Source organism: Ancylobacter sp. WKF20 (assembly GCF_029760895.1).
GTDB lineage: Bacteria > Pseudomonadota > Alphaproteobacteria > Rhizobiales > Xanthobacteraceae > Ancylobacter.
The window spans coordinates 813,392-828,600 of the sequence record NZ_CP121679.1 but is presented as its reverse complement, the minus strand read 5'-3'; the positions used below and the strand labels follow the sequence as shown (position 1 = coordinate 828,600).

Here is a 15,209-nt window from a genome sequence, read left to right as displayed (position 1 = left end):
TGCTCGTTCGGCTGTACTGGCCGTTTCCCTACCCCGCGCGCGCGGCTTCGACAACCGCCACGCGGGCCGGATGACCGCGTTGAGCCAGATCAAGGCCGCGAGAACCCTCCGCGTCCATGCTTTCCCGCGTCACGGGGAGGCTTTCATGCAGGTGGACACGATCGACGAGCGGCTGGCCCTGTTCCGCGCCATGATGGAACATGCCGGTCTGTCCCCCGACAGCGGCATCGTCTCCGACGAGGAGCTGCGCGCCGCCGCCCAGCGGTGCCTCGGCTGTCGCGCGGCGGAGGAGTGCCATCACTGGATGGCCGACAAATCCCCCGCCGACCCGGTGCCCGGCTTCTGCCGCAACGAGGGTCACTTCGCGCAGTGGGTGGCGGAAACCATCGCCCGCGAAACGGCCGCGCTGGAAGCGTAGCCCCCGGCCCGGCCGCAACCGGTCAGTGCAGCGAAAGCCGGTAGATCAGCACCCGTGTGTCGACATCGGCATCGGCCTTGTAGTCGGCGCCGACCTGATGGCCTTGCGTCGTCAGGAAGTCGTTGTCATTGGCGATCAGCAGGAAAACGTCGTTCGGGTGCGCCGGATCGAGCGCCGGCGCAAGCGCCATCGATTCCCACTTCTCCGACAGGTCGGTCGCGTCATGCGGCGCGCCATTGTGCAGGCCGGCCTTGGCCAGCTCGGCATTGTCGTTGAGGTCGACCACCGGGCCGGTGAGCGTCGCTGGCGTCACGGAGGGAACGACCACGCCCTTGGGCGCCACTGGCGTCAGCCCGTCGAAGGCGCTGCCGGCGATGTTGGTGGCACCCGTGAAATCGAGCAGATCGACGCGGCGGTAGAGCGAGGTATCGCCCTTCACGCCCCAGCCATTATTGCTGTCGCGCGAGAGCAGCAGGAAGCGGCCATCGCCCAGAGGCGCCAGCTCGCTCTGCGCGGCCACCAGCGTCTTGTCGCCATCCTTGAACAGCGGCAGCGGCACGACATATTCGCCGACCAGCGCGAGATGGTCGGGATCAGCCGCGTCATAAACCAAAGCGCGGGTGTTCTGGCGGGTGGATTTCTTGTCGCCGCCATCCTGCCGCAGCGCGCTTTGCAGCACCACGGTCAGGCGCTTGGTCGCCGGCTCATAGGCGAGGCCCTCAAAGCCCTGATTGTTCTGCCGGCCGGTCTCGGGGTCTTCCACCCCGGGCTTGGGCGCGCCGGGGCCGGGATTGTTGGACGAGAAATCGAGCTTGCCCTGGCGCATCGGCAGGAAGGCGGCCGGCGGCAGGGTGGCGGAGAGCATCCGGCCCTCGGCGCTGAAGTGATAGAGCGCCGGCCCGTATTCGTCGGAGATCATCAGCGAGCCATCCGGCAGCCGCACGATGGCCTCGGGATCGAGGCTGACCGCGCCGGTCGCCGCGCCGGGCAGGCCGAGCCCGCCTGCCGGGCCGACGCCATTGGTGGTGTTGAGCGTCACCGGATCGAGCCCGCTCATCGGCGTGCCCGTGGTGTCGGTGAGCAGGAAACTGTCCTCCAGCTTCAGCGTCGCCACCGCCGCCTTGCCTGGCGCCGGGGTGTCGAAGGCGATGGACAGCCGGTTGAGGCGGACGTGGTAGTCGGTCGTGCCCTCGACATTGTAGCCGCGGTCCGGCAGCAGCAGGAACTCGCCGGCATAGCCGGTGGCGGTCTTCGTCCAGGACAGCAGGGTCATGCCGGAGCCGGAGCCGAAGGTCTCGCCGAACCGGTCGCGCAGCGTGGCCGGCAGCTGTCCGCTGGCGACGAGGCCCTGATTATGCGGCAGGTCGGAAAGCCCGGCGGCAAAGGCGGCCGGCGCGGCGAGCGCCAGCAGCAGGCCGAGAGCGGCGGCACGGCCGGCAGTGGAGAGCGGATGCAGCGTCACGGGAGCCTCCCATCGGACGAGGAAGGCCGCTTCTAGGCGCGGTTCTTGACAGCACCGTGAACGCCGTAACGTAAGCACTACAAGGATTTGGCGGGGCTTTGAGCGCTACCCCAGCCGCTCGTTCTCGTAGGCCACCACCCAGTCGATCAGCACGCGCCAGAGCTTCTCGGCGAGCTCCGGCGGCACGCCCTTGATCTCGGCCTGCGCCATCACCTTCTCGACGACGTCCTCGACCCGCTCGGGCAGGAGAGCCGCGAGGCCCTCCGCCTGCTTGATGGCGATGACGTGCTTGACCACCTCGAAGCGGCGGGCGAGCAGCTCGACCATCTGCGCGTCGATATGGTCGATCTCCGCCCGGAAGGGCGCGAGCGCGCGCTCGTTCTCGGGCAGGATCCGCGCCATCACAGCCACCACTTCTCCGGGATGTCGAACCGGCCGGCCGCATCCTCGATCACCTGGCCGAGCGCGAACAGCTCCTGCTCCTCGAACGGCTTGCCGATGAGCTGGAGGCCGAGCGGCAGGCCCTCGGTGGAGAGCCCGGCCGGCACCGAGATGCCCGGCAGGCCAGCCATGTTCAGCGTCACCGTGAACACGTCCTGCAGATACATCTCCACCGGATCGGCGCCCGACTTCTCGCCGATGCCGAAGGCGGGCGACGGGGTGGCGGGGGCGAGCACGGCGTCGATGCCGCCGGCGAAGGCGGTCTCGAAGTCGCGCTTGATCAGCGTGCGGACCTGCTGCGCCTTGAGGTAATAGGCGTCGTAATAGCCGGCCGAGAGCACATAGGTGCCGATCATGATGCGCCGGCGCACTTCCGCGCCGAAGCCGGCGGCGCGGGTCTTCTCATACATCTCGACAATGTCGCGGCCGGCCACGCGCTCGCCATAGCGCACGCCGTCATAGCGCGCGAGGTTGGACGAGGCCTCGGCCAGCGCCACGATGTAATAGGCCGGCAGGGCGTACTTCGTGTGCGGCAGGCTGATCTCGACGATCTCCGCCCCGGCGTCGCGCAGCATCTGCGCGCCCTTGTCCCACAGCGCGGCGATCTCGGCCGACATGCCGTCGACGCGGTATTCGCGGGGAATGCCGATGCGCTTGCCCTTCACCGAGGCGCCGCAGGCCTGCTGATAATCCGGCACCGGCAGGTCGACGCTGGTGGAATCCTTGGCGTCGTGCCCGGCCATGGCGCGCAACAGCAGCGCCGCGTCGTTCACCGAGCGGGCGATCGGCCCAGCCTGGTCGAGCGAGGAGGCATAGGCGACGATGCCCCAGCGCGAGCAGCGGCCATAGGTCGGCTTGATGCCCACCGTGCCGGTGAAGGCCGCCGGCTGGCGGATCGAGCCGCCCGTATCGGTGCCCGCCGCGCCGGCCGCCAGATGCGCCGCCACCGCCGCCGCCGAGCCGCCGGAGGAACCGCCGGGCACGAGGGGCTGCGTCGAGCCGGTGCGCCGCCAGGGGTTCACCGTCGGGCCGAAGGCGCTCGATTCGGTCGACGAGCCCATGGCGAACTCGTCCTGGTTCAGCTTGCCCAGCAGCACCGCGCCGGCCTGCCAGAGATTGGCGGTCACGCTCGATTCATAGGGCGGGACGAAGTTCTTGAGGATGTTGGAGCCGGCCGTGGTGCGCACGCCGTCCACGGCGTAATTGTCCTTCACCCCGAGCGGAATGCCCTCGAGCGGCCCGGCCTCGCCCTTGGCGATGCGGTCGTCGCTCGCCTTGGCCATGTCCAGCGCCTTCTCCGGCGTGGTCAGCACATAGGCGTTGAGCGCCCCGGCGCTCTCGATGGCGCCGAGATAGGCGGTGGTGAGCTCGGTGGCGGTGAAATGGCCCTGCGCCAGCCCTTCGCGGGCGGCGGTGATGGTGAGGCGGGTGAGATCGGTCATCGCGCTCACTCCACCACTTTCGGCACGGCGAAGAAGCCGTCTTCGGCCAGCGGGGCGTTGGCCAGCACGCGCTCGGGATAAAAGCCGTCGGTGACGGCGTCCGTCCGCAGCGGCAGCGTCATCGGAATGACGCTGGTCATCGGCTCGACGCCGGTGGTGTCCACCTCGCCGAGTTGCTCCACGAAGGCGAGGATGGCGTTCAGCTCGCCCTGGAGGTGGCTTACCTCTTCCTCCGTCACGGCGATGCGCGAGAGATGCGCGACCCGCCGGACCGTCGCCTGATCGACCGACATCCGAAATCCCACTCAACGAGAACGATGCGCGCCCTATAGCAGGCGGGCACCGCGCCCCGCAACGCGCGGGGCGGCGCATTGCGGGGCGTGGGCATCGGCTGCGATCAGGAGCGCGCCAATTCCAGGCACTTGCCGGCGGCTTCCGCGTTGGCGCGCGCCGTGCCCTGGTCCATCTGGCCGGACATGACAAGCGAGCGGGCCGAGCTGGTGATCGCCGCGCGCACATCGCCGCCCGCGTTCACCGCGCCGGCATAAATCTGCTGGCCGGCGGCGGGGAGCTTGGCGGCGCAGGCGCTGCCGGCGGCGGCATCGGCGAAAGCCGGCGACGCGGCACCGAGGGCGAGAAGCACGCCGACAGCGGCGGCGCGGGAAAGAATCGTCATGGTCATCTCCTGGAACACGAAGAAAAGAGAAGCGGGGATCAGCGCAGGCCGGGCATATTGACCCCGCCGCCGCCATTGACCCCCGGGCCGGGGCGCGCCACGGCGCGCGAGTTCGGCGTGCCGGGCGCACCGACGCCGGGCGCACCGACACCGCCGACGCAGCCGACCGGGTAGCCCGGACGGGTGCAGTAGACGGCGGCCCGCGCCGCCGGGGCGGTGCCGACGCAGCCGACGGGATAGCCGGGGCGCGTGCAGTACACCGCCGCGCGCACCGCGGGCGTCGGCCGCACCACGCAGCCGACAGGAACGCCGGGGCCGGTGCAGTAGATTACCGCCGCCGAGGCGGGGGACGGCCCTAGCATCGCAAGGCCGCCGGCAAGGATGGCCGCAGCCGACAGAGCGCTGAGGGAGAGTTTTCCGGTCATATCGCCTCCTTAGGTTGACATCACGGAGCGGAAGCGGCGCGATAATGCGCCGCCGGACATAAACGGCAATGTCGATTATTGATCGGATCGTGGCATCTCGGCCTGCCACGCACCGATAACGGATCAGCCCGCCGAACCGGACGCATGATGCCGCCAGCCTTTTCCGCCGCTGCCGCGAGTTCCGCTCCGATGGAGGCAGAGGCGCTTGCCGCGCTGCTCGCCCTCGAATCAGTCGAGCGCGAGGCGCTGCGCCAGCATCCCGCCTTCCCGGCCACGGCCTTCGCGGCGGCCCGCAGCCTCAGCGCGCAGTATCGCGGCAATGTGCTGCTCACGCGCATCCTGAACGACCGGGGGCGCATCGCCCTCGCGCTGCTGATGCTCAGCATGCACCTCGAATCGGCGCCCGATTCGCCCGGCCTCACCGCCGGGCGCCTGAAGGCGGAGGCCACGGCGCTGCGTCTGTGCAGTCCCGGCCGGGTGACGGCGGTGCTCGCCGCCTGCCGGCTGCTCGGGCTGGTCGTCCAGGCCCCGGACGCGGACCGGCGCCGTCACCGGCTGGCCCTCACCCCGCGCATGATGGCGATCCACACGACGCGCTGGCGCGGCATGCTGGAAGCGATGGCCCCGGCCTCGCCGGAGGGCGCCCGCGCCGCCGCCCATCTCGACAATCCGCGCTTCCTCGAGCCCTTCGTCGACACGATGCTGGTGCCGTTCCGCGCCGGCTGGCGCATTGTCGGCGAACTGCCTTGCCTTGAAATCTTCGCCGACCGCGACGGCGGGCTGATGGTGGCCTTCAGCCTGTTCGACGCGGCGCGCACCGGCACGGCCTTGAGCGTCGCCCATCTCGCCCGCGAATGCCGGATCTCCCGCTCGCATGTGATGGAGATGCTGCGCGCCGCCGCCGAAGCGGGCCTCGTGCGGCGGGACAGCGGGCGAAGCAGCGAGGGCGGCGTACTGGCCGAGCCGGCGCTGGTGGAGGCCATGCAGATGCTGATGGCCACCGCCCTCGCACGACTGACCCGCGCCTCCCGCGCGGGCCTGGCGGCGATCGGTGCCACGTCGGTATCGGACGCGGCGTGAACCGGTCGCCACCCCGCCGGGCGGTCCGCCGGCGGCGTGGCGTCGGATGTTAGGGTTTCAGCGCGTCACGGCTTGGGAAAGTCGTGGGCGACGCCAAGCGGCGGCACCACCACCGTCGCTTCCTCGCCGACCAAGGACACGAAGCGGTCGGCATTCGGCTCCAGCAGGCCGAAGGTGGCGTAATGAGCGGGAATGATGGTCAGCCCGCCGAGATAGCGCGTCACCGCCACGGCGGCGGTTTCCGGCCCCATGGTGAAGCGGTCGCCGATCGGCAGGATCACGATGTCCGGGCGGTGGATCTCGGCGATCAGCGCCATGTCGGAGAAGATGTCGGTATCGCCCATGTGCCAGAGCGTCGGCTCGCCCGGCGCCTTGACGATGAGGCCGTTGGCGTTGCCGAGATAGACGCTCGCCCCGTCCACCACCATGCCGGAGGAATGGTCCGCGCGGACCATGCTGACGGTGAAGCCCGGCAGATGGATGGTGCCGCCGGTGTTCATCATCTCAAGCTTGTCGAGCCCCTGCGTGCCGAGCCAGCCGCAGAGATCGGCATTGGCCACCACCGTCGCGCCCGTCGCCTTGGCGATGGCGACGGTGTCGCCGACATGGTCGCCATGGCCATGGGTGAGCAGGATGTGGCTCACGCCCTGGCTCGCCTCGTCCACCGTGCCGGTAAAGGTCGGGTTGCCGGACAGGAAGGGGTCGACCAGCACCGCCGTGCCGGCAAATTCCAGACGAAAGGCGGCGTGGCCGTACCAGGTAATCTTCATCATGCTCTCCCTTGGGGCTTTCCCGGCGGATGACGGCGGCAAGATAGTGCGCCGGATGGGTGGCACAAGGTGCCGGTCCGGCAGCCGCGGGGTGCTCAGCCCCGGTCGGCGGCACCGCGACGTGCGCCCGCGACAAGCCCGATCGCGACAAGCATCAGCGCGCCCGCCAGCAGGAAGGTGAGTTGCATCCCCGCCGCGATGGCCGTGGGCGTCGCCCGCGCGAAGGCGTCCGTCCCCACGCCGAAGGCGAAGACCGCGCCCATCACCGAGGCGCCGGCGATCAGGCCGATATTGCGCGAGAGGTTAAGCAGCCCGGCGACCGTACCCCGCCGATCCGGCGGCACATCCGCCAGCGCCGCCGTGTTGTTGGCGGCCTGAAAGAGCTGGTAGCCCGGCGTCACCACCGCCGTGGCGAGCACATAGCCGGTCACCCCGACAAGGTTCGGCAGCAGCGCGAGCAGAAAGGCGCCGCCCGCCAGCAGGCCGAGGCCGACAGCTCCCACAAGGAACGGCCCGCCCGCATCGACCAGCCGCCCGGACGGGACGCCGCTGATGACCGAAATCGCCGGGCCGACCGCCATGACGAGGCCGACCTGCGTCGCCGTCAGCCCAAGAGCGATGCCGAGATAGAACGGGCCGACGACCAGCGTCGTCATCATCACGGCGGCGACCAGCAGATTGACGAGGAGATTGGGCACCAGCCCCCGGATCACCGCCACCCCCGGCGGGGAAGAAGCGCGGCTCTCCCGTGCCGCCGCGCCCGGCGGCATCGCGATGGCCAGCACGAGCGCCAAGAGGGCCAGCGGCACCAGCACCGCGAAGATGCCACGCCAGCCGGCCACCGGAATCAGCAGCCCGCCGAGAACCGGGCCGAGCGCCGTCCCCAGCGCCGAGACGGTGCCGAGCAGACCCATGACGCGGCCGAGGCGGGCCGGGCTCGCCGTTTGCCGCATCAGCGCCATGGAGAGCGTCATCAGAAAGGCCGCGCCGCTGCCCTGAAGCGCCCGCGCGGCGATCAGCAGCGGCAGGCTCGGGGCCAGCGCGCAGAACAGCGAGGCGAGCGCGAACAGGCCAAGGCCGGCGACCAGCATCGGCTTCAGCCCATAGCGGTCGCCCAGCCGCCCGGCGATGACCACCGCGACCGTCAGCGCCGCGAGATAGGCGACCACCACCGCCTGCACCGCCGCGAATGGCGCCGCGAAGGCCTCGGCCAACGTGGGGAGCGCGATATTGGCGATGCTGGTGCCGAGCGAGCCCAGCAGCATCGCCAGCGCCAGCGTCGCCACGGTGCGCGCGGCTATGCGCCCCGACGGCGCTCCGGCGTCGTCCCCATCCATCTGCCGCGCCTGCCTCGGCCGCATGGCCATCTCCCCTTGCCGGAAACCCGTTTCAAACGCAGGCTGCCACTTCAAGTCGAGTTGAGGTCAAGCATGAAGCTGCTGGATATTGGCGAGGTCGCCGCGCGCAGCGGGATGAAGCCCTCGGCGCTGCGCTTTTATGAGGAAGCCGGGCTGATATCCCCGGTGTCGCGGCATGGCCTGCGCCGGCAATTCGCCCCCGAGGTGCTGCTGCGGCTCACGCTGATCGCCATGGGCAAGTCCGCTGGCTTCTCGCTCGGCGAGATCGCCGCCATGTTCGGCCCGAACGGCGAGCCGAGCCTGCCGCGCGACGTGCTGCACGCCAGGGCCGACGCCATCGACCGGACGATCCGCGAGCTGACGGCGCTGCGCGACACGCTCCGCCATGTCGCAGACTGCCCGGCCCCCTCACATATGGAATGCCCCACCTTCCGGCGGCTGGTCGAGGTCGCCGGCGCCCGTGGCCGGGATCGGGAGAGGGGCGGATCGCCCCCGCCGCGCGGCCGCCCGCGCTGAGAGCGATCCCCGGTGAGGCGTGCGCGCCGGACCTTGGCCTCACTGCACTCACTGGTCACCCGATTGTACAGACTGGTCACCTCACTGCACTCACTGGTCACGCATTTCGACCGGCATATTCGCCCCGCCATGGCGCCCGGTGCGGGGGCGTGCTAGGCCGCTCGGCATCATGCCCGCAGCCATTCTCACCATCGTCGAGGCCGCCCCTCTCCTGCCCCCGCGCGGCGGGCTGGTGGGGCTCGATCTCGGCACCAAGACCATCGGCGTCGCCTCCTCCGACCCCGACCGGCGCCTCGCCGCCCCGGTGGAAACCATTGCGCGCAAACAGTTTACGCCCGATGCGCAGCGGATTCTGGCGCTCGCCGGCGCCCGCCACGCCGCCGGTTTCGTGCTCGGCCTGCCGGTCAATATGGACGGCTCGGAAGGCCCGCGCGCCCAGTCCACCCGCGCCTTCGCCCGCAACCTCGCCAAGCTCACCGAGCTGCCGATCATCCTGTGGGACGAGCGGCTCTCCACCGCCGCGGTCGAGCGCGACATGCTCGCCATGGACATGAGCCGCGCCCGCCGCGCCGAAGTCGTGGACCAGCAAGCCGCCGTCTTCATCCTGCAGGGCGCCCTCGACCGGCTGCGCTTCATCGCTGAAAACATATTTTCTGACAGGTAGTTAGCATGGAAGCAGTGCTCGGCGCGCTGGTCCCGGTCTTCCTCGTCATCGCCCTCGGCGCGGTGCTGAAGCGCGGCCTTCTGCCGGAAGCCTCGCACTGGATCGCGCTGGAGCGGCTGACCTATTTCGTGCTGTTCCCGGCGCTTCTGGTGGTCTCCATCGTCCGCGCCGAACTCGGCAAGGTGGCGGTGATGGAGGTCTCGGCCGCGCTGCTCGGCTCCATCGCCCTGTTCGCCGTCGCCCTGACGCTCGCCCGCCGCCCGCTGAGCCGTTGGCTGGAGCTGTCAAGTCCTTCCTACACCTCGGTTTTTCAGGGCGCGCTGCGCTGGAACACCTATATTGCGCTGGCCGTTTCCGGCGCCATTGCCGGGCCGGCCGGGCTGGCGGTGGCGGCGGTCGGGCTCACCGTGATGATCCCGGTGCTGAACGCGCTGAGCGTCATGGTGCTCGCCCGTCACGGCGAAAACGGCAGCAGCAGCAAGAAGTTGATGGTTCTCCAGCTGGTTCGCAACCCGTTCATCTGGTCCTGCGTCGCCGGCGGCATCATCAACGCCCTGCACATTCCCATCCCGCCGGTAATCGTCACCTTCGCCGATGTGCTCGGCCGCGCCTCGCTGGCGCTGGGCCTGTTGGTGGTGGGCGCCGGCCTGCGTCTTGGCGACCTGCGGCGGCCGCGCGCGGCGACCTGGTTCGCGAGTGTTCTCAAGCTGTTGGTCCTGCCGGCCGTCGCCGTTGCCATCGGCTGGGGCTTGAAGCTCCACGAGGTGGACCTGCTCATCGTTGCCGTGGCGAGCGCCGTGCCCTCCGCGCCGAACGGCTATGTGCTCGCCCGGCAGATGGGGGGCGACGCCCCGCTGCTGGCGGAAATCCTCACCCTGCAGACACTGCTCGCGGCGCTGACCATGCCGCTCGTCATCGGGCTGGTCGCGTATATCTAGCGGCAGAAAAAAGGCGGCACTTGCGGCGCCGCCTCGTTTAATCCGTTGATATTCAAGGGCGATCAGCAACGGGCCCAGTAGCCGGTGCCGCGGTGCGGGTTGGTCTCCACCCAGCACCGGCCGGGACTGCGGCTATAGACCGGGCGACCATAATAGCCGGGGCCTTCGTCGTAATAGCCGGGGCCGGCATCATAATACCGATCACGACGGGTGGCGTTGGCGATGGCCGCGCCGGCGATCACGCCAGCGGCGATGCCGACACCCACCGCGCAGCCGCGGCAACGCACATTCTCAACCGGGGCCGTTGGCACCGTGCGCACCGCCTGCGGCACGCCACCGCCCAGCGACACGGGGGCCGCAGCGGCAGGCAGGCTGGTCAGTGCGGTCAGCGCCGCCGCGAAGCCGATGCCGGCAATCTTGCCGATGCCGGCCCTGGTATTCTCAACCGAGTGGGTCATCGTCGTTACTCCATTTGCGCGCTCTGGCGCCGTGCCGAGACAACGCAAAGGCGCCGCGACGGTTCCCCGGTGCCCGCTCCCGGCGGACCGCCGGCGGCGCCGAAACGTTGGGACAGCGTGCTTTATGGCTTGCGGCGGGGGCCCGGTGCGTCTATCCAGCCGACTTCGATATGACATCGAACCCGACTGCCAGCTTTACCCTCCAGCGCCGCCATCTGCTCGGCATCGAGGGCCTTTCCCCCGACGAGATCGTCGGGCTGCTCGACCTCGCCGAAGAGTTCGTGCTCCTCAACCGACAGGTCGAGAAGAAGCGGGCAACCCTGCGCGGCCGCACCCAGATCAACCTGTTCTTCGAGGCATCGACGCGGACCCAGTCCTCGTTCGAGATCGCCGGCAAGCGCCTCGGCGCCGACGTGATGAACATGTCGGTCGGCAATTCCTCGGTGAAGAAGGGCGAAACGCTCATCGACACGGCGGCGACGCTGAACGCCATGCATCCGGACGTGCTGATCGTGCGCCACAGCGCCTCCGGCGCGGCGGAACTGCTCGCCCGCAAGGTCGACTGCTCGGTGGTGAACGCCGGGGACGGCGCGCATGAGCATCCCACTCAGGCGCTGCTCGACGCCCTGACCATCCGCCGCAACAAGGGCCGCATCCAGGGCCTGACCGTCGCCATCTGCGGCGACATCATCCATTCGCGGGTCGCCCGCTCCAACATCCTGCTGCTGCACGCGCTGGGTGCGCAGGTGCGGGTGATCGCGCCGCCGACCCTGCTGCCGCGCGACATCGAGCGCTTCGGCGTCGATGTCTATGGCGACATGAAGCGCGGCCTTGCTGATGTGGACATCGTGATGATGCTCCGGCTCCAGCGGGAACGCATGAACGGCTCCTATGTGCCTTCGGTGAAAGAGTATTTCCACTTCTGGGGGCTTGATGAGGCGAAGCTGCGCTTTGCCAAGCCCGATGCGCTGGTGATGCATCCGGGCCCGATGAATCGCGGCGTCGAGATCGATTCGGCGGTCGCCGATGGCGCCCAGTCCCTCATCCGCGAGCAGGTCGAGATGGGCGTCGCCGTCCGCATGGCCGTGCTGGACGCGCTGTCGCGGAACCTGCCCAATGCGTGACCTCCGCCCGATCCACGACGCCCGCCCGATCCTCCTCGCCAATGCGCGGGTGGTCGACCCCTCGCGCGACCTCGACGCGCATGGCGACCTGCTCATCGCCGACGGCGTGGTGAAGGACTTCGCCGCCAATCTGAAGTCGGCGGGCCTGCCGGAAGGCACCGAGATCGTCGACTGCCGACACCTCATCGCGGTGCCCGGCCTCGTCGACATGCGCGCCTTCATCGGCGAGCCGGGCGCCGAACATCGGGAAACACTGGCATCGGCCAGCCAGGCGGCGGCGGCCGGTGGCGTGACCACCATCATCTGCCAGCCCGAGACCGACCCGATCATCGACGAGCCCGCCATCGTCGACTTCGTCATGCGCCGGGCGCGCGACACCGCCATCGTCAACGTCCTTCCCATGGCGGCGCTGACCAAGCGGCTGGAAGGCCGCGAGATGACCGAGATCGGCCTGCTGCGCGAAGCGGGGGCGGTCGCCTTCACCGATGGTACCCATTCGGTCGGCTCGGCGCAGGTGCTGCGGCGCGCGCTCACCTATGGGCGCGATTTCGATGCGCTGATCGTCCACCACACCGAGGACAAGTCGCTTGCCGGCGAGGGCGTGATGAATGAGGGCGAGCTCGCCTCGCGCCTCGGTCTCGCGGGGATGCCCAAGGCGGCGGAAACCATCGTGTTCGAGCGCGATGTGCGGCTCGCCTCGATCACCGGCGGGCGCTACCACGCCGCCTCGCTCACCTGCCCGGAATCGCTGGATGTGCTGCGCCGGGCGAAGGATGCGGGGCTGAACGTCACGGCGTCCGCCTCCATCAACCATCTCACGCTGAATGAGCGCGACGTGGTGGGCTACCGCACCTTCTTCAAACTGACCCCGCCGCTTCGCTCGGAAGACGATCGTCTGGCGCTGGTGCAAGCCGTCGCCGAGGGGCTGCTTGACGTCGTCGTCTCGGACCATGACCCGCAGGATGTCGACGTGAAGCGCCTGCCCTTCTCCGAAGCCGCCTTCGGCGCCATCGGGCTGGAGACCATGCTCGCCGCCGGGCTGCGGCTGGTGAATGACGGCACCGTGCCGCTGATGGCGCTGATCCGCGCCATGTCGACGCGGCCGGCCGAACTGCTCGGCCTGCCGGCGGGCTCGCTGCGTCCGGGGAGCCCAGCCGATATCGCGCTGATCGCTCCGGACGAGGCGTGGATCCTCGACGCGGCGAACCTGAAGTCGCGTTGCCGCAACACCCCGTTCGACGAGGCCCGCTTCGAGGGTCGTGTGGTGCGCACGCTGGTCGCCGGCCGCACCGTCTATGAATATGTCTGATCAAAACACTGCCGAGTTCCCTTTCGGCACAAAGCCTTTAAGGTCGCTGGCATGAGTTGGTCGCTTCCCACCCTGCCGAGCGTCATTGCCCTGCTGCTTGGCTATCTGCTGGGCTCCATCCCGTTCGGCCTCATCCTGACCCGGATGGCCGGGACGCAGGACATTCGCAGCATCGGCTCCGGCAATATCGGCGCCACCAATGTGCTGCGCACGGGCCGCAAGGGCCTCGCGGCGGCGACGCTGCTAGGCGACGCGCTCAAGGGCACGGTAGCGGTGCTGCTGGCCGCTACCCTCATCGGTCCGGCCGCCGCACTGCCGGCGGCGCTGGGCGCGTTTCTGGGTCACCTTTTCCCCGTCTGGCTCGGCTTCAAGGGCGGCAAGGGCGTGGCGACCTTTCTTGGCGTGACGCTGGCGCTGGCCTGGCAAGCGGCGCTGGTCTTTGCCGCCGCGTGGCTCGCCGTCGCTTTCATCACCCGCTATTCCTCGCTGGCAGCGCTGGTCGCCAGCGTGCTGACGGCGCTCGCCGCCTTCATCGTCGCCCCGGCGCCCACGGGGCTGCTGCTGGCGATCCTGGCCGCCCTGCTCTGGTTCATGCACCGGGCGAACATTTCCCGGCTGCTCGCGGGCACCGAAGGCAAGATCGGCAAGAAGGGCTAGGGAGCGGCAGGGGTGGCACCACGCGGCGTTCGTCTCGATCACGACCAACGCCGCGACTGGCTCCGCCTGATCCGCACCGAGAATGTCGGCCCGCGCAGCTTCCGCAACCTGATCAACCGCTATGGCGGCGCGGCCGCGGCGCTGGATGCGCTGCCGGGACTCGCACGGCGCGGCGGCGGGCTCATTCCCCCGCGCGTCCCGAGTCCCACTGAAGCCGAGGCCGAAATGCAGGCCCTGGAACGGCTCGGCGGGCAGTTCCTTGCCCTCGGCGAGCCGGACTATCCCGCCTTGCTGCGCGAGATCGACGATGCTCCGCCGCTGATTGCCGTTCTCGGCCGGATCGACCTGCTCAACCACCCGTGCGTCGGGATTGTCGGTTCGCGCAACGCCTCGGGCGCCGGGCGCACCATGACGGCACGTTTGGCGCGCGGCCTGGGAGAGGCTGGCTGGGTCGTGGTCTCCGGCCTGGCGCGTGGCATTGACGCGGTGGCGCATGAAGCGAGCCTCGGCACCGGCACCATCGCGGTGCTAGCCGGGGGACTGGATCGCCCTTACCCGCGCGAGAACGAGCCGCTCATGCGCGCCATCGCCGAGCAGGGTGTCGTGCTCAGCGAAATGCCGATGGGATGGGAGCCGAGGGCGCGCGATTTTCCCCGGCGCAACCGGCTGGTCTCCGGTCTCTCGCGGGGCGTCGTCGTAGTCGAAGCGGCGGATCGCTCCGGTTCACTCATCACGGCACGCCTGGCGGGTGAGCAGGGGCGCGAGGTGTTCGCGGTGCCCGGATCGCCGCTCGATCCGCGCGCCAGTGGCACCAACGCGCTCATCCGCCAGGGCGCGACGCTGGTGACCAGCGCCAGCGAGGTGCTGGAAGGGCTGTCGCTGCTGCACGAGGCCCCTCGCACGCTCGACGCCGAGGAAGGCAGCGATGCCGGCTTCGACATTCCCGACCCGAGCGACGACGCGCGCGGGCGGCTGCTGCAACTCTTGGGACCTACGCCCCTGCCGGTGGACGATCTCATCGCCATGTCCGGCCTCTCAGCCGGCGCGGTGCAGATCCTGCTGCTGGAGCTGGAGCTTGCCGGGCGGCTGGAGCGCCATGGCGGCGGTCGCGTCTCGCTGCTCTAGCCGCGATTCTCGGGCGCCTCGAGCGGTCTCTCCACCTCGGGGACAGGCAGGCCGGCGATAGACCGCGCCTCTTCGCTCGCCATCTGCAGGAGATAGCGCAGGATCACCAGATCGCGCTCGCTGGCGAGGCCCGCCAGCTCGCGCGCCATGTCAGCGATGTAGGAAGCCGTGTCTCGGCTTCGGCAATGATCACACGGCTGCTCGTTCACGAGAAACCTGCTCTTGAAAGCGGACAATCGGTTGTGACGGAATGGGTACGCACCAAATAATTGCACATAGGGTGATAAACTAAATCAAGAATTGCAATCCATCTCTTGCAGGAGCGCACTTTCTTCCGCATTGCAGC

19 protein-coding genes are annotated in these 15,209 nt (G+C 69.4%); 9 read left to right on the top strand and 10 right to left on the bottom strand.

The genetic code is table 11. From position 1 onward, the window contains the following. Positions 1 to 145: 145 nt before the first annotated feature. A complete protein-coding gene (locus tag AncyloWKF20_RS03840) occupies positions 146 to 418 on the top strand; it encodes a DUF6455 family protein (protein ID WP_279316602.1) in 273 nt (90 codons plus the stop codon). 22 nt (positions 419 to 440) lie between these two features. Here the strand turns inward: AncyloWKF20_RS03840 and AncyloWKF20_RS03835 are convergent, their stop codons facing one another. The 6 genes from AncyloWKF20_RS03835 to AncyloWKF20_RS03810 form a co-directional block, all read right to left on the bottom strand. Next, positions 441 to 1,880, bottom strand: a complete 1,440-nt coding sequence (locus AncyloWKF20_RS03835) for an esterase-like activity of phytase family protein (protein WP_279316601.1) — start codon at positions 1,878 to 1,880, stop codon at positions 441 to 443. 105 nt (positions 1,881 to 1,985) lie between these two features. Beyond that, positions 1,986 to 2,282, bottom strand: coding sequence for a chorismate mutase (locus AncyloWKF20_RS03830; RefSeq protein WP_279316600.1), 297 nt, complete (start codon positions 2,280 to 2,282; stop codon positions 1,986 to 1,988). Next, positions 2,282 to 3,763 carry an Asp-tRNA(Asn)/Glu-tRNA(Gln) amidotransferase subunit GatA gene (gene gatA / locus AncyloWKF20_RS03825; protein WP_279316599.1) on the bottom strand — a complete coding sequence of 494 codons (1,482 nt, stop codon included), beginning with the start codon at positions 3,761 to 3,763 and terminating at the stop codon, positions 2,282 to 2,284. The genes AncyloWKF20_RS03830 and gatA overlap by 1 nt, the downstream gene beginning before the upstream one ends. A gap of 5 nt (positions 3,764 to 3,768) precedes the next feature. After that, positions 3,769 to 4,056 (bottom strand): Asp-tRNA(Asn)/Glu-tRNA(Gln) amidotransferase subunit GatC, encoded by a 288-nt coding sequence (gene gatC / locus AncyloWKF20_RS03820; protein ID WP_279316598.1) that lies wholly within the window; start codon positions 4,054 to 4,056, stop codon positions 3,769 to 3,771. A gap of 104 nt (positions 4,057 to 4,160) precedes the next feature. Next, the gene (locus AncyloWKF20_RS03815) at positions 4,161 to 4,439 is read right to left on the bottom strand and encodes a hypothetical protein (RefSeq protein WP_279316597.1); all 279 of its coding nucleotides are present in this window, start codon (positions 4,437 to 4,439) and stop codon (positions 4,161 to 4,163) included. A 38-nt stretch (positions 4,440 to 4,477) separates the two neighbouring features. After that, the gene (locus AncyloWKF20_RS03810; protein ID WP_267582763.1) at positions 4,478 to 4,864 is read right to left on the bottom strand and encodes a hypothetical protein; all 387 of its coding nucleotides are present in this window, start codon (positions 4,862 to 4,864) and stop codon (positions 4,478 to 4,480) included. 144 nt (positions 4,865 to 5,008) lie between these two features. Between AncyloWKF20_RS03810 and AncyloWKF20_RS03805 the strand changes: the two genes are divergently transcribed. After that, positions 5,009 to 5,944: a hypothetical protein gene (locus AncyloWKF20_RS03805; RefSeq protein WP_279316596.1), complete on the top strand. Its 936-nt coding sequence runs from the start codon at positions 5,009 to 5,011 to the stop codon at positions 5,942 to 5,944. Positions 5,945 to 6,009: 65 nt separating this feature from the next. Here AncyloWKF20_RS03805 and AncyloWKF20_RS03800 read toward each other — a convergent pair whose 3' ends face one another. Both AncyloWKF20_RS03800 and AncyloWKF20_RS03795 read right to left on the bottom strand, forming a co-directional pair. After that, on the bottom strand, positions 6,010 to 6,714 hold the full coding sequence (locus AncyloWKF20_RS03800; protein WP_279317871.1) for a metal-dependent hydrolase: 705 nt from the start codon (positions 6,712 to 6,714) through the stop codon (positions 6,010 to 6,012). Between the two features lie 95 nt (positions 6,715 to 6,809). Then, positions 6,810 to 8,051, bottom strand: coding sequence for an MFS transporter (locus tag AncyloWKF20_RS03795; RefSeq protein WP_279317870.1), 1,242 nt, complete (start codon positions 8,049 to 8,051; stop codon positions 6,810 to 6,812). A 93-nt stretch (positions 8,052 to 8,144) separates the two neighbouring features. Between AncyloWKF20_RS03795 and AncyloWKF20_RS03790 the strand changes: the two genes are divergently transcribed. The 3 genes from AncyloWKF20_RS03790 to AncyloWKF20_RS03780 all read left to right on the top strand — a co-directional run bounded on the left by AncyloWKF20_RS03790 (position 8,145) and on the right by AncyloWKF20_RS03780 (position 10,190). After that, the gene (locus AncyloWKF20_RS03790; protein ID WP_279316595.1) at positions 8,145 to 8,588 is read left to right on the top strand and encodes a helix-turn-helix domain-containing protein; all 444 of its coding nucleotides are present in this window, start codon (positions 8,145 to 8,147) and stop codon (positions 8,586 to 8,588) included. 169 nt (positions 8,589 to 8,757) lie between these two features. Next, entirely contained in the window at positions 8,758 to 9,252 is a 495-nt protein-coding gene (gene ruvX / locus AncyloWKF20_RS03785; RefSeq protein ID WP_279316594.1) for a Holliday junction resolvase RuvX, read from the top strand. A gap of 5 nt (positions 9,253 to 9,257) precedes the next feature. Continuing rightward, entirely contained in the window at positions 9,258 to 10,190 is a 933-nt protein-coding gene (locus tag AncyloWKF20_RS03780; protein WP_279316593.1) for an AEC family transporter, read from the top strand. Positions 10,191 to 10,252: 62 nt separating this feature from the next. Here AncyloWKF20_RS03780 and AncyloWKF20_RS03775 read toward each other — a convergent pair whose 3' ends face one another. Next, positions 10,253 to 10,648 (bottom strand): hypothetical protein, encoded by a 396-nt coding sequence (locus AncyloWKF20_RS03775; RefSeq protein ID WP_279316591.1) that lies wholly within the window; start codon positions 10,646 to 10,648, stop codon positions 10,253 to 10,255. Between the two features lie 170 nt (positions 10,649 to 10,818). Between AncyloWKF20_RS03775 and AncyloWKF20_RS03770 the strand changes: the two genes are divergently transcribed. From AncyloWKF20_RS03770 to dprA, 4 genes are read left to right on the top strand one after another with little or no spacing between them, the layout of a single operon-like run. After that, positions 10,819 to 11,772 carry an aspartate carbamoyltransferase catalytic subunit gene (locus AncyloWKF20_RS03770; RefSeq protein WP_267582770.1) on the top strand — a complete coding sequence of 318 codons (954 nt, stop codon included), beginning with the start codon at positions 10,819 to 10,821 and terminating at the stop codon, positions 11,770 to 11,772. Next, positions 11,765 to 13,081, top strand: a complete 1,317-nt coding sequence (locus tag AncyloWKF20_RS03765) for a dihydroorotase (RefSeq protein ID WP_279316589.1) — start codon at positions 11,765 to 11,767, stop codon at positions 13,079 to 13,081. Before AncyloWKF20_RS03770 ends, AncyloWKF20_RS03765 begins: the two co-directional genes overlap by 8 nt. A 51-nt stretch (positions 13,082 to 13,132) precedes the next feature. Further along, positions 13,133 to 13,738 (top strand): glycerol-3-phosphate 1-O-acyltransferase PlsY, encoded by a 606-nt coding sequence (gene plsY, locus AncyloWKF20_RS03760; protein WP_279316588.1) that lies wholly within the window; start codon positions 13,133 to 13,135, stop codon positions 13,736 to 13,738. A gap of 12 nt (positions 13,739 to 13,750) precedes the next feature. After that, entirely contained in the window at positions 13,751 to 14,863 is a 1,113-nt protein-coding gene (gene dprA / locus AncyloWKF20_RS03755) for a DNA-processing protein DprA (RefSeq protein ID WP_279316587.1), read from the top strand. Here dprA and AncyloWKF20_RS03750 read toward each other — a convergent pair. After that, a complete protein-coding gene (locus AncyloWKF20_RS03750) occupies positions 14,860 to 15,072 on the bottom strand; it encodes a hypothetical protein (protein WP_279316586.1) in 213 nt (70 codons plus the stop codon). The two genes, dprA and AncyloWKF20_RS03750, sit on opposite strands and share 4 nt — an antisense overlap. Positions 15,073 to 15,209: the final 137 nt, after the last annotated feature.

What these genes read in the sequence shown, in the direction of transcription:
- AncyloWKF20_RS03840 (WP_279316602.1), top strand. Translation starts at nt 146, where the DNA reads ATGCAGGTGGACACGATCGACGAGCGGCTGGCCCTGTTCCGCGCCATG.
- AncyloWKF20_RS03830 (WP_279316600.1), bottom strand. Translation starts at nt 2,282, where the DNA reads ATGGCGCGGATCCTGCCCGAGAACGAGCGCGCGCTCGCGCCCTTCCGG.
- gatA (WP_279316599.1), bottom strand. Translation starts at nt 3,763, where the DNA reads ATGACCGATCTCACCCGCCTCACCATCACCGCCGCCCGCGAAGGGCTG.
- gatC (WP_279316598.1), bottom strand. Translation starts at nt 4,056, where the DNA reads ATGTCGGTCGATCAGGCGACGGTCCGGCGGGTCGCGCATCTCTCGCGC.
- AncyloWKF20_RS03815 (WP_279316597.1), bottom strand. Translation starts at nt 4,439, where the DNA reads ATGACGATTCTTTCCCGCGCCGCCGCTGTCGGCGTGCTTCTCGCCCTC.
- AncyloWKF20_RS03810 (WP_267582763.1), bottom strand. Translation starts at nt 4,864, where the DNA reads ATGACCGGAAAACTCTCCCTCAGCGCTCTGTCGGCTGCGGCCATCCTT.
- AncyloWKF20_RS03805 (WP_279316596.1), top strand. Translation starts at nt 5,009, where the DNA reads ATGATGCCGCCAGCCTTTTCCGCCGCTGCCGCGAGTTCCGCTCCGATG.
- AncyloWKF20_RS03800 (WP_279317871.1), bottom strand. Translation starts at nt 6,714, where the DNA reads ATGAAGATTACCTGGTACGGCCACGCCGCCTTTCGTCTGGAATTTGCC.
- AncyloWKF20_RS03795 (WP_279317870.1), bottom strand. Translation starts at nt 8,051, where the DNA reads ATGGATGGGGACGACGCCGGAGCGCCGTCGGGGCGCATAGCCGCGCGC.
- AncyloWKF20_RS03790 (WP_279316595.1), top strand. Translation starts at nt 8,145, where the DNA reads ATGAAGCTGCTGGATATTGGCGAGGTCGCCGCGCGCAGCGGGATGAAG.
- ruvX (WP_279316594.1), top strand. Translation starts at nt 8,758, where the DNA reads ATGCCCGCAGCCATTCTCACCATCGTCGAGGCCGCCCCTCTCCTGCCC.
- AncyloWKF20_RS03780 (WP_279316593.1), top strand. Translation starts at nt 9,258, where the DNA reads ATGGAAGCAGTGCTCGGCGCGCTGGTCCCGGTCTTCCTCGTCATCGCC.
- AncyloWKF20_RS03775 (WP_279316591.1), bottom strand. Translation starts at nt 10,648, where the DNA reads ATGACCCACTCGGTTGAGAATACCAGGGCCGGCATCGGCAAGATTGCC.
- AncyloWKF20_RS03770 (WP_267582770.1), top strand. Translation starts at nt 10,819, where the DNA reads ATGACATCGAACCCGACTGCCAGCTTTACCCTCCAGCGCCGCCATCTG.
- AncyloWKF20_RS03765 (WP_279316589.1), top strand. Translation starts at nt 11,765, where the DNA reads ATGCGTGACCTCCGCCCGATCCACGACGCCCGCCCGATCCTCCTCGCC.
- plsY (WP_279316588.1), top strand. Translation starts at nt 13,133, where the DNA reads ATGAGTTGGTCGCTTCCCACCCTGCCGAGCGTCATTGCCCTGCTGCTT.